Source organism: Citrobacter sp. Cpo065, assembly GCF_030332805.1.
Taxonomy (GTDB): domain Bacteria; phylum Pseudomonadota; class Gammaproteobacteria; order Enterobacterales; family Enterobacteriaceae; genus Citrobacter; species Citrobacter portucalensis.
On sequence record NZ_JAOWHC010000035.1, the window covers coordinates 104,611 to 118,031 of the forward strand.

At 56.1% G+C, this 13,421-nt stretch carries 13 protein-coding genes; 12 read left to right on the plus strand and 1 reads right to left on the minus strand.

What is annotated here, in order from left to right:
- The first annotated feature begins 56 nt into the window (after positions 1 to 56).
- Positions 57 to 1,100 carry a DUF1176 domain-containing protein gene (locus OGY68_RS21020; protein ID WP_008785425.1) on the plus strand — a complete coding sequence of 348 codons (1,044 nt, stop codon included), beginning with the start codon at positions 57 to 59 and terminating at the stop codon, positions 1,098 to 1,100.
- Here OGY68_RS21020 and tkt read toward each other — a convergent pair.
- Complete coding sequence (gene tkt / locus OGY68_RS21025) at positions 1,090 to 3,084, minus strand: transketolase (RefSeq protein WP_057066929.1); 1,995 nt, start codon at positions 3,082 to 3,084, stop codon at positions 1,090 to 1,092. The two genes, OGY68_RS21020 and tkt, sit on opposite strands and share 11 nt — an antisense overlap.
- Before the next feature lie 280 nt (positions 3,085 to 3,364).
- Between tkt and maeB the strand changes: the two genes are divergently transcribed.
- From maeB to eutG, 11 genes are all read left to right on the plus strand, one after another.
- Positions 3,365 to 5,644, plus strand: a complete 2,280-nt coding sequence (gene maeB / locus OGY68_RS21030) for an NADP-dependent oxaloacetate-decarboxylating malate dehydrogenase (RefSeq protein ID WP_003835063.1) — start codon at positions 3,365 to 3,367, stop codon at positions 5,642 to 5,644.
- 160 nt (positions 5,645 to 5,804) lie between these two features.
- The gene (eutS, locus tag OGY68_RS21035) at positions 5,805 to 6,140 is read left to right on the plus strand and encodes an ethanolamine utilization microcompartment protein EutS (protein ID WP_003037995.1); all 336 of its coding nucleotides are present in this window, start codon (positions 5,805 to 5,807) and stop codon (positions 6,138 to 6,140) included.
- A 12-nt stretch (positions 6,141 to 6,152) separates the two neighbouring features.
- Positions 6,153 to 6,632, plus strand: a complete 480-nt coding sequence (gene eutP, locus OGY68_RS21040; RefSeq protein ID WP_003037998.1) for an ethanolamine utilization acetate kinase EutP — start codon at positions 6,153 to 6,155, stop codon at positions 6,630 to 6,632.
- Positions 6,610 to 7,308: an ethanolamine utilization acetate kinase EutQ gene (gene eutQ, locus OGY68_RS21045; protein WP_032944171.1), complete on the plus strand. Its 699-nt coding sequence runs from the start codon at positions 6,610 to 6,612 to the stop codon at positions 7,306 to 7,308. Before eutP ends, eutQ begins: the two co-directional genes overlap by 23 nt.
- 9 nt (positions 7,309 to 7,317) lie before the next feature.
- On the plus strand, positions 7,318 to 8,121 hold the full coding sequence (gene eutT, locus OGY68_RS21050) for an ethanolamine utilization cob(I)yrinic acid a,c-diamide adenosyltransferase EutT (protein WP_003835057.1): 804 nt from the start codon (positions 7,318 to 7,320) through the stop codon (positions 8,119 to 8,121).
- Positions 8,118 to 9,134 (plus strand): phosphate acetyltransferase, encoded by a 1,017-nt coding sequence (gene pta, locus OGY68_RS21055; RefSeq protein ID WP_032944169.1) that lies wholly within the window; start codon positions 8,118 to 8,120, stop codon positions 9,132 to 9,134. Before eutT ends, pta begins: the two co-directional genes overlap by 4 nt.
- Before the next feature lie 36 nt (positions 9,135 to 9,170).
- The gene (gene eutM, locus OGY68_RS21060) at positions 9,171 to 9,464 is read left to right on the plus strand and encodes an ethanolamine utilization microcompartment protein EutM (RefSeq protein WP_003835054.1); all 294 of its coding nucleotides are present in this window, start codon (positions 9,171 to 9,173) and stop codon (positions 9,462 to 9,464) included.
- 114 nt (positions 9,465 to 9,578) lie between these two features.
- Positions 9,579 to 9,866 (plus strand): ethanolamine utilization microcompartment protein EutN, encoded by a 288-nt coding sequence (gene eutN / locus OGY68_RS21065; protein ID WP_003038011.1) that lies wholly within the window; start codon positions 9,579 to 9,581, stop codon positions 9,864 to 9,866.
- Between the two features lie 11 nt (positions 9,867 to 9,877).
- Positions 9,878 to 11,281, plus strand: a complete 1,404-nt coding sequence (locus OGY68_RS21070) for an aldehyde dehydrogenase family protein (protein WP_003835050.1) — start codon at positions 9,878 to 9,880, stop codon at positions 11,279 to 11,281.
- 12 nt (positions 11,282 to 11,293) lie between these two features.
- Positions 11,294 to 12,133: an ethanolamine utilization protein EutJ gene (gene eutJ / locus OGY68_RS21075; RefSeq protein ID WP_008785421.1), complete on the plus strand. Its 840-nt coding sequence runs from the start codon at positions 11,294 to 11,296 to the stop codon at positions 12,131 to 12,133.
- Positions 12,123 to 13,310 carry an ethanolamine utilization ethanol dehydrogenase EutG gene (gene eutG, locus OGY68_RS21080; protein ID WP_008785420.1) on the plus strand — a complete coding sequence of 396 codons (1,188 nt, stop codon included), beginning with the start codon at positions 12,123 to 12,125 and terminating at the stop codon, positions 13,308 to 13,310. Before eutJ ends, eutG begins: the two co-directional genes overlap by 11 nt.
- Positions 13,311 to 13,421 lie beyond the last annotated feature (111 nt).

Sequence of the window (13,421 nt, forward strand, 5' to 3'; positions counted from 1 at the left end):
CGCGCAAGGAAGATACCGCTTAGGCTGTGTGTTTTGACTTCGGGGTTGTACCGTCCATGCGCTATCGCGTTATTCTCCTTTTCCTGCTCGGGTTGCTACCCGCCCGATTGCTGTGGGCTGCGCCCGCGCAACAGGCGTTTTCTGACTGGCAGGTGACGTGTAATAACCAAAATTTTTGCGTGGCGCGCAATACCGGAGAGCACCACGGCCTGGTCATGACCTTGAGCCGCAGCGCCGGGGCGCATACCGACGCCGTGTTGCGTATTGAGCTGGGCGGGCTGGAATCGTCCAGCGTCAAAGAGAGCGATATTGCGCCGCGTCTGCTGTTGGATGGTGCGCCACTCTCGCTGAGCGGCGAGCACTGGCGCATAACTCCCTGGCAGCTGACGACCGATGATCCCGCCACCATCAGCGCATTTTTACAAACCGTACAGGACGCGAAGGCGATTACCCTGCAAAAAGGTGCGCAAAACCTTTCGCTGGTCGGGCTAAAAGCCGCATTGTTGTTTATCGACGCCCAGCAAAAACGGGTGGGGAGCGAAACCGCATGGATTGAAAAAGGTGACGAGCCTCCGCTCAGCGTACCTCCGGCCCCCGCGCTGAAAGGTGTAGCGGTCATTAATCCAACGCCAACGCCTCTCACGCAGCAGGAGCGCAGTGAACTGCTGGACTATGGTAACTGGCGGATCAACGGTATTCGTTGCTCTATCGATCCGCTGCGTCGCGAGATGCGCGTCACGGCCCTAACAGACGATAAAGCGCTGCTGATGATTGGCTGTGAGGCCGGGGCGTATAACACCATCGATCTGGCGTGGGTGGTTTCACGTACGACTCCGTTGACTTCACGCGCGGTACGGTTAAGCCTGCCGTTTAAAACGGATGCAGAAAGTCGCGATATGGAGCTGACCAACGCTACGTTTGACGAGAAGTCGCGGGAGCTGGTCACCCTCGCTAAAGGACGAGGGTTGGCAGATTGCGGTATCCAGACCCGCTGGCGCTACGACGGTCAACGTTTTCGCCTGGTGCGCTATGCCCAGGAGCCAAGCTGCGATAACTGGCATGGGCCAGATGCCTGGCCCACACTGTGGATCACGCGTTAAGCACCTTGTGCGCTTTGTCGACGATGTTATCTACCGTAAAGCCGAAGAACGGGAACAGTTTGTCCGCTGGAGCCGACTCTCCATAACCCGTCATCCCAACAATTGCCCCTTTCAGCCCGACATATTTGTACCAGTAGTCAGCAATTCCTGCTTCTACCGCCACGCGAGCGCTGACGTTTGCTGGCAGGACCGATTCCCGGTACGCCTCATCCTGGGCGTCAAAGATATCGGTTGAGGGCAGAGAAACCACTCGCACGTTACGACCTTCTCCGGTCAGTTTTTCCGCTGCCAGCAGCGTGATTTCCATTTCTGAACCGGTAGCAATCAAAATAACATCCGGCTTACCGCCGCCATCCTTCAGCACATAGCCGCCGCGGGCAATTTGCTGCACCTGCTCTGGCGTGCGCTCAACCTGTGCCAGATTCTGCCGCGAGAGGATCAGCGCCGTTGGCCCGTCATGACGTTCGACTGCCAGCTTCCAGCCTACTGCCGCTTCAACCTGATCGCACGGTCGCCAGGTACTGAAATTAGGCGTCAGGCGCAGGCTGGCGAGCTGTTCAACGGCCTGGTGCGTAGGACCATCTTCCCCCAGGCCAATTGAGTCGTGGGTATAAACCATGATTTGTCGGGCTTTCATCAGCGCCGCCATACGCGCGGCATTTCGGGCATATTCGACAAACATCAGGAACGTAGCGGTGTACGGTACGAAGCCCCCGTGATGGGCGATACCGTTGGCAATCGCCGTCATACCAAATTCACGCACGCCGTAGTGGATGTAGTTTCCTGCATGATCCTCTTTAAGAGAGGAGGAGCCTTTCCAGATGGTCAGGTTGCTGGGGGCCAAATCCGCCGATCCGCCAAGCAGCTCTGGCAGTATAGGCCCGTAGGTGTTAAGGGTATTTTGCGAGGCCTTACGGGTGGCGATTTTGGCCGGATTGGCCTGCAGCTCGGTAATATATTTCTGGGTTGTTGCCTCCCACTCTTTCGGCAGCCCACCGCTCATCCGGCGAGAAAACTCTGCCGCCAGTTCCGGGTAGGCTTGTTGGTAAGCTGCGAATTTCTCCTTCCAGCCCTGTTGCGCTTTTTCGCCTTTCTCGCGTGCGTCCCACGCCCGGTAAATCTCTTTGGGGATCTCAAAAGCAGGATGATGCCACCCCAGCTTCTGCCGGGTCAGTGCCACCTCTTCTTCGCCCAGCGCAGCGCCGTGCGCTTCCTCTTTCCCTGCTTTATTTGGTGAGCCAAAACCAATCACCGTGCGGCAGATAATCAGCGATGGTTTATCGGTAACAGCCTGCGCTTCCTGAATGGCTTTTTTCACCGCCTCTGGGTCATGACCGTCAATGTCGTGTACCACATGCCAGTGATAAGCCTCAAAGCGTTTTGCAGTATCGTCGGTAAACCAGCCGTCGGTTTCACCATCAATCGAGATGCCGTTGTGATCGTAGAAACCAATGAGTTTGCCAAGCCCCAGCGTGCCCGCCAGCGAACAAGCCTCGTGTGAAATACCCTCCATCAGACAGCCGTCGCCCATAAAGACCCAGGTAAAGTGGTTAACAATCTCATGGTCCGGCTGGTTAAACTGCGCTGCCAGCGTACGTTCGGCAATGGCCATACCGACTGCGTTGGCTAAACCCTGACCCAGCGGTCCTGTCGTGGTTTCCACGCCTGGCGTGTAGCCAATTTCCGGGTGCCCTGGCGTCTTCGAATGGAGCTGACGGAAGTTCTTTAATTCTTCGATTGGCAGGTCGTAACCGGAAAGATGCAACAGGCTGTAAAGCAGCATTGAGGCGTGGCCGTTGGACAGAATAAACCGGTCACGATCGTACCAGGTGGGATCGGTCGGGTTATGGCGTAGAAAATCGTTCCACAGAACTTCGGCGATATCGGCCATCCCCATTGGTGCTCCAGGGTGGCCGGAGTTAGCTTTTTGGACGGCATCCATACTTAGCGCACGAATGGCATTGGCAAGCTCTTTACGGGTCATAGGAAATACTCCTTGAAAAGTAAAGTGTTAGATGCGTGTTGTGATTCACACTTTTGGGAAAATTGCGGGCGTTGTCAGCAAAAAGCATAGCAGACAGACATGGTATTGCTGGATTAAGCAGGTAACATGGTTGTTATAAATTGATAACAAATTCTTTCTTTGAATGGTGAGAGTTTGGGGACCTTCAAAGTTTGTACCGTTGACTGAGGTGATAATGTGCGGCTCAGTAGAATGGTTACCCGCGCCACTTTTTTGATAGATACGTGAAAGGAACAACAAGATGGATGACCAGTTAAAACAAAGCGCCCTCGATTTCCACGAATTTCCGGTACCCGGTAAAATCCAGGTTTCTCCGACCAAGCCTCTGGCAACGCAGCGCGACCTGGCGCTGGCCTACTCGCCGGGCGTGGCTGCACCGTGTCTTGAAATTGAAAAGGACCCGCTGGCAGCCTACAAATACACCGCGCGCGGCAACCTGGTTGCGGTTATTTCCAACGGCACAGCGGTGCTGGGTCTCGGCAACATTGGCGCGTTGGCCGGCAAACCGGTGATGGAAGGTAAAGGCGTTCTGTTTAAGAAATTCGCCGGGATCGACGTGTTCGACATTGAAGTCGATGAACTCGATCCGGATAAGTTTATCAATGTGGTTGCGGCCCTGGAGCCCACGTTTGGCGGTATCAACCTCGAAGATATTAAAGCGCCAGAGTGCTTCTACATTGAGCAAAAACTGCGCGAGCGCATGAATATTCCGGTCTTCCACGATGATCAGCACGGTACGGCAATCATCAGTACTGCCGCTATTCTGAACGGTCTGCGGGTGGTTGAGAAAAATATCTCTGACGTGCGCATGGTGGTGTCTGGTGCAGGTGCGGCGGCGATTGCCTGTATGAACCTGCTGGTAGCGCTGGGTATGCAGAAACACAATATTGTGGTCTGTGACTCCAAAGGTGTGATTTACAAAGACCGCGAACCGAACATGGCGGAAACCAAAGCGGCTTACGCGGTGGTGGATGACGGTAAGCGTACGCTGGATGATGTCATTGACGGCGCAGATATTTTCCTCGGCTGCTCGGGCCCGAAAGTGCTGACGCAGGAAATGGTTAAGAAGATGGCGCGTGCGCCAATGATTCTGGCACTCGCCAACCCGGAGCCGGAAATCCTGCCGCCGCTGGCAAAAGAGGTGCGTTCCGACGCCATCATCTGTACCGGTCGTTCAGACTACCCGAACCAGGTTAACAACGTCCTGTGCTTCCCGTTCATCTTCCGCGGTGCGCTGGACGTTGGTGCGACGGCCATCAACGAAGAGATGAAACTGGCGGCGGTGCACGCGATTGCTGAGCTGGCGCATGCTGAGCAGAGTGAAGTGGTGGCCTCTGCTTATGGCGATCAGGACCTGAGCTTCGGCCCTGAATACATCATTCCGAAACCGTTCGACCCGCGTCTGATCGTCAAAATCGCCCCCGCGGTGGCGAAAGCGGCGATGGACTCCGGCGTGGCAACGCGTCCGATTGCCGACTTTGACGCTTACATCGATAAGCTGACTGAATTCGTCTACAAAACCAACCTGTTCATGAAGCCGATTTTCTCCCTGGCACGCAAAGCGCCGAAGCGCGTGGTGCTGACCGAAGGGGAAGAAGCGCGCGTACTGCACGCTACCCAGGAGCTGATCACGTTAGGGCTGGCAAAACCGATCCTGATCGGTCGTCCGAGCGTGATCGAGATGCGCATCCAGAAACTGGGTCTGCAGATCAAAGCGGGCGTCGATTTTGAAATCGTCAACAATGAGTCCGATCCGCGCTTTAAAGAGTACTGGAGCGAGTACTACCAGATTATGAAGCGTCGTGGGATTACCCAGGAGCAGGCGCAGCGTGCGGTGATCGCCAACACTACGGTGATCGGCGCAATCATGGTACAGCGCGGCGAAGCGGATGCGATGATCTGCGGTACGATTGGCGACTACCATGAGCACTTCAGCGTGGTGAAAGAGGTATTTGGTCATCGCGACGGCGTGCATACTGCCGGGGCGATGAACGCCTTGCTGCTGCCAAGCGGTAACACCTTTATCGCCGATACCTACGTCAACGACGATCCTACGCCTGAGCAACTGGCGGAAATCGCCGTGATGGCGGCAGAGACCGTGCGTCGCTTTGGTATCGAACCGAAGGTGGCGTTGCTGTCGCACTCCAACTTTGGTTCCTCTAACTGTCCGTCGGCCAGCAAAATGCGCGACGCGCTGGAGCTGATTAAGGCGCGCGCGCCAGAGTTGATGATTGACGGCGAAATGCACGGCGACGCCGCGCTGGTGGAAAGCATCCGTAATGACCGCATGCCGGACAGTCCGTTGAAAGGCTCAGCGAATATTCTGGTGATGCCGAATATGGAAGCTGCCCGTATTAGTTACAACTTACTACGCGTTTCCAGTTCTGAAGGCGTAACGGTTGGCCCGGTGCTGATGGGGGTTGCGAAACCGGTTCACGTATTAACGCCGATCGCCTCTGTTCGTCGTATCGTTAATATGGTGGCGCTGGCGGTTGTAGAAGCCCAAACGCAGCCGCTGTAATTTCACTTTAATTTATTTCCGGCGCGGGTTTCTCCCGCGCCTTTTTATTTTCCCTTTCTTAGTGATCTACTTCACCTTTTAAACCTGGTTGCCGAATTTTGTTATTTACTCTGACAAAAAATTGCCACGATGAGGGCAGTTTTAGCGGAGGCGGTGAGCAATGGAAAAAGAACGCATTATTCAGGAATTTGTGCCGGGGAAACAGGTCACGCTGGCGCATCTCATTGCGCACCCCGGCGAGGAATTAGCGAAAAAGATCGGCGTACCCGAAGCGGGCGCTATCGGCATCATGACGCTGACGCCAGGCGAAACCGCGATGATTGCCGGTGACTTAGCCATGAAGGCGGCGGATGTACATATCGGTTTTCTCGATAGATTCAGCGGCGCACTGGTGATCTACGGTTCGGTAGGCGCAGTAGAAGAAGCGTTATTACAGACGGTAAGTGGTCTGGGTCGATTATTAAATTTCACTTTGTGCAACCTGACAAAAAGTTAATCAGAGGCGGCGATGAAACGTATTGCATTTGTCGGTACGGTGGGGGCGGGGAAAACAACGCTCTTTAATGCGCTACAGGGGAATTATTCCCTCGCCAGAAAAACACAGGCCGTGGAGTTTAATGAAAATGGCGATATCGATACGCCAGGGGAATATTTTAGCCATCCGCGCTGGTATCACGCCTTAATTACCACGCTGCAGGATGTCGATACGTTGATTTATATACACGCGGCAAATGACAAAGAAAGTCGCTTACCTGCCGGGCTGTTGGATATCGGCGCCAGTAAACGACAAATCGCCGTTATCAGTAAAACGGACATGCCGGATGCCGACGTCGCCGCAACGCGACAACTACTTCGCGGGATGGGGTTTCAGGAGCCGATTTTTGAGCTCAATAGCCATGACCCGCGCAGCGTGCAGCACCTGGTGGATTATCTGACTGAGCTCAGCCAAAAGGAGGAAAGGGCAGGTGAAAAAACTCATCACAGCTAACGATATTCGTGCGGCCCACGCACGCGGCGAACAGGAAATGTCGGTTGTTCTGCGCGCCAGCATCATCACCCCGGAGGCGCGCGAAGTTGCGGAGCTGCTGGGCGTTACCATCAGTGAATGCGATGAATCCGCGCCAACTGCTGCTGTACCGGCGGCGGTTGATGATGGCAAAACGGAAAGCCAGCGCATTCGCGAAACCATCATTGCGCAGTTACCGGAAGGGCAGTTTACCGAAAGCCTGGTCGCCCAGCTGATGGACAAAGTTATGAAGGAGAAGCAGTCGCTGGAGCAGGGCGGAATGCAGCCGAGCTTTAACTCGGTAACCGGCAAAGGCGGCGTCAAAGTCATCGACGGTAGCAGCGTGAAGTTTGGTCGTTTTGACGGCGCGCAGCCGCACTGCGTGGGCTTAACCGATCTGGTGACCGACCAGGACGGTAGCAGCATGGCCGCCGGGTTTATGCAGTGGGATAACGCCTTTTTCCCATGGACGCTGAACTACGACGAAATCGACATGATTCTGGAAGGCGAGCTGCACGTTCGCCACGAAGGCGAAACCATGATTGCAAAAGCCGGGGACGTCATGTTTATCCCGAAAGGTTCCAGCATCGAATTTGGTACGCCATCGACGGTGAAGTTTCTGTATGTGGCCTGGCCTGCGAACTGGCAGTCCTGCTAAGGCGGATGTATGAAGGATTTCATTACCGAAGCATGGCTCAGAGCGAATCATACGCTCAGCGAAGGGGCTGAAATTCATCTCCCCGCTGACGCTCGCCTGACGCCGTCTGCCCGGGAATTACTGGAAAGCCGACATCTGCGTATTAAGTTTATCGACGAGCAGGGCAGCCTGTTTATTGATGACGAAGAACAGCAGCCGCAGCCGGTGCATGGATTAACCAGCAGCGATACGCATCCACAGGCCAGCTGCGAACTGTGCCATCAACCGGTGGCGAAGAAACCGGACACCCTGACGCATCTGACGGCGGACAAGATGGTCGCCAAAAGTGACCCTCGGCTGGGATTTCGCGCCGCGCTGGACAGCACCATCGCCCTGGCTGTGTGGTTGCAGATTGAGATGGCAGAACCGTGGCAGCCGTGGCTGGCGGATATCCGCTCGCGCCTGGGCAATATTATGCGCGCTGACGCCATGGATGAGCCGCTGGCAGCACAAGCTGTCGTGGGGTTAAGTGACGAAGATTTACACCGTCTTTCTCATCAACCGCTGCGCTATCTGGACCACGACCACCTGGTGCCTGAAGCCAGCCACGGACGTGATTGCGCGCTGCTTAATCTGCTGCGTACCAAAGTCCGTGAAACGGAGACGGTGGCGGCCCAGGTGTTCATCACTCGCAGTTTTGAGGTTATGCGACCGGACATTATGCAGGCGCTCAACCGCCTTTCCAGTACGGTCTACGTGATGATGATTCTGAGCGTTGCGAAGCATCCGCTGACGGTTAACCAAATTCAACAGCGACTGGGGGAGAAGCAATGATCATTGAACGTGCTCGTCAACTCGCCCAACGCTCACCGGCACGGGTGGTGTTCCCGGATGCTCTGGATGTCCGGGTGCTGAAGGCGGCGAATTACCTGCATCAGCACGGTCTGGCACATCCCATTCTCGTTGCCAGTCCGTTTGCGCTGCGCCAGTTTGCCCTCAGTCACCGGGTGGCAATGGATGGCATTCAGGTTATCGATCCGCAAAGCAATCAGCCAATGCGCGAAGAGTTTGCGCTGCGCTGGCTGGCCCGCGCGGGAGATAAAACGCCTGCGGATGCGCTGGAAAAACTCAACGATCCGCTGATGTTCGCCGCTGCAATGGTCAGCGCGGGTAAAGCTGACGTCTGTATTGCGGGCAATCTCTCATCAACAGCGAACGTGCTGCGTGCCGGATTACGCATTATCGGGCTACAGCCTGGTTGTAAAACGCTGTCGTCAATTTTCCTGATGCTGCCGCAGTACCTTGGTCCGTCATTAGGTTTTGCCGATTGCAGCGTCGTGCCGCAGCCCACCGCCGCACAGCTTGCGGATATTGCGATTGCCAGCGCGCAGACATGGCAGGCGATCACAGGTGAAGAGCCGCGCGTCGCTATGCTGTCGTTTTCAAGTAATGGCAGTGCTCGCCATCCTAACGTCGCTAACGTGCAGCAGGCGACCGAGATCGTTCGTGAGCGTGCCCCGCAGCTTACCGTGGACGGAGAACTGCAATTTGATGCCGCCTTTGTTCCGGATGTCGCAGCGCAAAAAGCGCCCGCCAGTCCGTTAAAGGGCAATGCCAATGTGATGGTCTTCCCATCGCTCGAGGCAGGCAATATTGGCTACAAAATCGCTCAGCGTCTGGGAGGGTATCGCGCAGTAGGTCCGTTGATTCAAGGGCTTGCCGCACCGCTTCATGATCTCTCTCGTGGCTGTAGCGTACAGGAAATTATCGAACTGGCGTTGGTGGCAGCAGTGCCGCGCCAGACTGACGTGAGTCGTGAAAACGCCTCACAAACACTGGTTGTTTAGGTCCCGTTCTGGACCCCTTAATGAGAGGAAAACACAATGGAAGCATTAGGAATGATTGAAACCCGGGGCCTGGTTGCACTGATTGAGGCTTCTGACGCAATGGTTAAAGCGGCACGGGTGAAACTGGTTGGCGTGAAGCAGATCGGTGGCGGTCTGGTCACTGCCATGGTCCGTGGCGACGTAGCGGCATGTAAAGCTGCAACGGACGCAGGTGCTGCGGCTGCACAGCGTATTGGTGAGCTGGTTTCAGTACACGTGATCCCACGTCCGCACGGCGATCTGGAAGAAGTGTTCCCGATCAGCTTTAAAGGCGACAGCAACGACATGTAAGTCGTCCATGTGACGCCACAGACTTCATTGCTGGCGTCACCCTCTCTCCTTTTCACATTACCTTCTGCGGAGGGTAGGGGGAGGTTTTACCTGAAATATGCCACGGAGGCGCGTATGAAACTGGCAATCGTTACAGGACAAATTGTTTGTACCGTACGCCATCAGGGGCTCGCGCACGACAAGTTGCTGATGGTGGAAATGATTGACGCCCAGGGAAATCCCGACGGGCAATGTGCTGTTGCTATCGACAGCATCGGGGCGGGAACCGGAGAGTGGGTGCTGCTGGTCAGCGGAAGCTCCGCCCGTCAGGCGCACCGGAATGAATCATCGCCTGTCGATCTGTGCGTGATTGGCATTGTCGATGAAGTGGTGGCAGGTGGTCAGGTGATCTTCCATAAATAAGGCAGAAAATCATGAATCAACAGGATATTGAACAGGTCGTGAAAGCGGTACTGCTGAAAATGAAAGACAGCAGCCAACCCGTCAGTGCCGTTCAAGAAATGGGCGTTTTTGCCTCCCTGGATGACGCAGTGGCGGCAGCAAAACTGGCCCAGCAGGGGTTGAAAAGCGTCGCCATGCGCCAACTGGCTATCACGGCTCTACGTGAGGCGGGCGAAAAGCACGCCAGAGAATTAGCGGAACTTGCCGTCACTGAAACCGGCATGGGACGCGTCGAAGATAAATTTGCCAAAAACGTGGCGCAGGCGCGCGGCACGCCGGGTGTGGAATGCCTGTCTCCACAGGTTCTGACCGGCGATAACGGTCTGACGCTGATTGAAAACGCACCGTGGGGCGTGGTGGCCTCGGTAACCCCATCCACCAACCCGGCCGCGACCGTCATTAACAACGCTATCAGCCTGATTGCCGCTGGTAACAGCGTGGTCTTCGCACCGCATCCGGCGGCGAAAAAAGTCTCTCAGCGCGCTATCACTCTGCTTAACCAGGCGGTGGTTGCTGCAGGCGGTCCGGCAAACCTGTTGGTGACGGTTGCCAACCCGGATATCGAGACTGCGCAGCGTCTGTTCAAGTACCCAGGTATCGGCCTGCTGGTGGTGACCGGTGGTGAAGCCGTAGTAGACGCCGCGCGTAAGCACACCAACAAACGTCTGATTGCCGCTGGTGCGGGTAATCCACCAGTGGTGGTTGATGAAACGGCTGACCTGGCACGCGCGGCGCAGTCGATAGTCAAAGGTGCATCGTTTGATAACAACATCATCTGCGCCGACGAAAAAGTGCTGATCGTGGTCGATAGCGTCGCTGATGAACTGATGCGTCTGATGGAAAGCCAGCATGCGGTGAAACTGACCGCGGCTCAGGCTGAACAGCTGCAGCCGGTGCTGCTGAAAAATATCGATGAGCGCGGTAAAGGCACAGTCAGTCGTGACTGGGTCGGGCGCGATGCCGGAAAAATCGCTGCGGCGATTGGTCTGAACGTACCGGAGCAAACCCGTCTGTTATTCGTCGAAACCTCCGCGACGCATCCGTTTGCCGTTACCGAACTGATGATGCCGGTGCTGCCGGTCGTGCGAGTTGCTAACGTCGATGAAGCCATTGAACTGGCGGTCAAGCTGGAAGGCGGCTGCCACCATACGGCGGCGATGCACTCACGCAATATCGAAAATATGAACCGTATGGCAAACGCCATTGATACCAGCATCTTCGTTAAGAACGGACCGTGTATTGCCGGTCTTGGACTGGGCGGTGAAGGCTGGACCACGATGACTATTACCACACCAACCGGGGAAGGGGTGACCAGTGCGCGTACGTTTGTGCGTCTGCGTCGCTGTGTGTTGGTAGACGCCTTCAGAATTGTATAAGGAGTAAATGAGATGGCGCACGACGAACAACGTTGGTTGACACCCAGACTGCTAAAAGCGGCAACGCTATGTAACCAGACGCCTGTAAAGAGCGATTCACCGCTGTGGTTGGGCATTGATTTGGGAACGTGTGATGTGGTGTCGATGGTTGTGGACAGTGACGGACAGCCGGTCGCGGTTTGCCTGGACTGGGCCGATGTCGTGCGCGATGGCATCGTCTGGGATTTCTTTGGTGCGGTGACCATCGTTCGTCGCCATCTCGATACGCTCGAACAACAACTGGGTTGCCGTTTTACCCATGCGGCAACCTCGTTTCCACCGGGAACTGACCCACGCATCTCTATTAACGTGCTGGAGTCTGCCGGGCTTGAAGTGAGCCATGTCCTCGACGAACCAACCGCGGTGGCGGATCTGTTGCAGCTTGATAACGCCGGCGTGGTGGATATTGGTGGTGGCACTACCGGGATTGCGATTGTTAAACAGGGCAAAGTGACTTACTCCGCTGATGAAGCGACCGGCGGGCACCATATATCTCTGACGCTGGCCGGGAACCGTCGTATCCAGTTGGAGGAAGCCGAGCAGTACAAGCGCAGCAATGGCAAAGAAATCTGGCCGGTGGTGAAGCCTGTCTACGAAAAGATGGCGGAAATCGTGGCGCACCATATTGCCGGACAGGGTGTCGCTGATTTGTGGCTGGCGGGTGGCTCCTGTATGCAGCCAGGCGTTGATGAACTGTTCCGTAAGCGTTTCCCGGAACTGCAGGTGCATTTACCCCAGCACAGCCTGTTTATGACTCCGCTGGCGATTGCAAACAGCGGAAAAGAAAAAGCGGAAGGAATCTATGCAAGCTGAATTGCAGACCGCGCTCTTTCAGGCATTCGATACCCTGAATCTGCAACGCGTTAAAACGTTTAGCGTTCCACCGGTCACCCTTTGCGGATTGGGAGCGCTCAGTACCTGCGGTCAGGAAGCACAAACGCGCGGACTGACGCACATGTTCGTCATGGTAGACAGCTTTCTGCATCAGGCTGGGATGACCGCGGCACTGGAGCGCAGCCTGGCGATGAAAGGTGTGGCGATGACGCTGTGGCCGTGCCCGGTGGGCGAACCGTGCATTACGGACGTCTGCGCGGCAGTCGCGCAACTGCGTGAATCGAAGTGCGACGGTGTCGTGGCTTTCGGCGGCGGTTCCGTGCTGGATGCCGCCAAGGCAGTGGCGTTGCTGGTGACCAATCCTACTCAGACGCTGGCTGACATGGACGAGCGCAGCGTGTTACGCCCGCGTCTGCCGCTGATTGCCGTACCGACTACCGCCGGAACGGGCTCAGAAACCACGAACGTCACGGTGATTATCGACGCCGCGACCGGACTCAAAAAAGTGCTGGCCCACGCAACCCTGATGCCGGATGTGGCGATCCTTGACGCCGCATTGACGGAAGGCGTGCCTGCACACGTAACGGCGATGACCGGGATTGATGCACTGACGCACGCCGTTGAAGCGTATAGCGCACTGAACGCGACGCCGTTTACCGACAGCCTGGCGATTGGTGCGATAGCGATGATCGGTAAATCGCTGCCGAAGGCCGTCGGCTACGGTCAGGATCTGGCGGCGCGCGAAAGCATGCTGCTGGCTTCCTGTATGGCCGGGATGGCGTTTTCCAGCGCTGGGCTTGGCCTGTGCCATGCGATGGCGCACCAGCCGGGAGCGACGTTGCACATTCCACACGGACAGGCTAACGCCATGCTGCTTCCCACGGTAATGGGGTTCAACCGCATGGTGTGTCGTGAGCGCTTTAGCCATATCGGACGCGCGTTAACCAACAAGAAATCGGACGATCGTGATGCTATCAACGCGGTCAGCGAGTTGATTAGCGAAGTGGGCCAGACCAAACGACTCTCTGACGTTGGGGCAAAGCCCGAGCAGTACAGCGCATGGGCTCACGCCGCGCTGGAGGATATTTGTATTCGCAGTAACCCACGCACCGCCACGCAGGCACAGATCATCGACCTGTACGCGGCTGCCGGGTAATGCCTGTAGGCCGGATAAGGTGCTCGCACCGCCATCCGGCAATAACACGGCGTTAATGCCGGAGGCGACGTAAACGTCTTATCCGGCCTACAAATCACAAATGACAGGGAG

Coding starts and splice junctions, on each gene's coding strand:
- OGY68_RS21020 (WP_008785425.1), top strand. CDS start 57: ATGCGCTATCGCGTTATTCTCCTTTTCCTGCTCGGGTTGCTACCCGCC.
- tkt (WP_057066929.1), bottom strand. CDS start 3,084: ATGACCCGTAAAGAGCTTGCCAATGCCATTCGTGCGCTAAGTATGGAT.
- maeB (WP_003835063.1), top strand. CDS start 3,365: ATGGATGACCAGTTAAAACAAAGCGCCCTCGATTTCCACGAATTTCCG.
- eutS (WP_003037995.1), top strand. CDS start 5,805: ATGGAAAAAGAACGCATTATTCAGGAATTTGTGCCGGGGAAACAGGTC.
- eutP (WP_003037998.1), top strand. CDS start 6,153: ATGAAACGTATTGCATTTGTCGGTACGGTGGGGGCGGGGAAAACAACG.
- eutT (WP_003835057.1), top strand. CDS start 7,318: ATGAAGGATTTCATTACCGAAGCATGGCTCAGAGCGAATCATACGCTC.
- pta (WP_032944169.1), top strand. CDS start 8,118: ATGATCATTGAACGTGCTCGTCAACTCGCCCAACGCTCACCGGCACGG.
- eutM (WP_003835054.1), top strand. CDS start 9,171: ATGGAAGCATTAGGAATGATTGAAACCCGGGGCCTGGTTGCACTGATT.
- eutN (WP_003038011.1), top strand. CDS start 9,579: ATGAAACTGGCAATCGTTACAGGACAAATTGTTTGTACCGTACGCCAT.
- OGY68_RS21070 (WP_003835050.1), top strand. CDS start 9,878: ATGAATCAACAGGATATTGAACAGGTCGTGAAAGCGGTACTGCTGAAA.
- eutJ (WP_008785421.1), top strand. CDS start 11,294: ATGGCGCACGACGAACAACGTTGGTTGACACCCAGACTGCTAAAAGCG.
- eutG (WP_008785420.1), top strand. CDS start 12,123: ATGCAAGCTGAATTGCAGACCGCGCTCTTTCAGGCATTCGATACCCTG.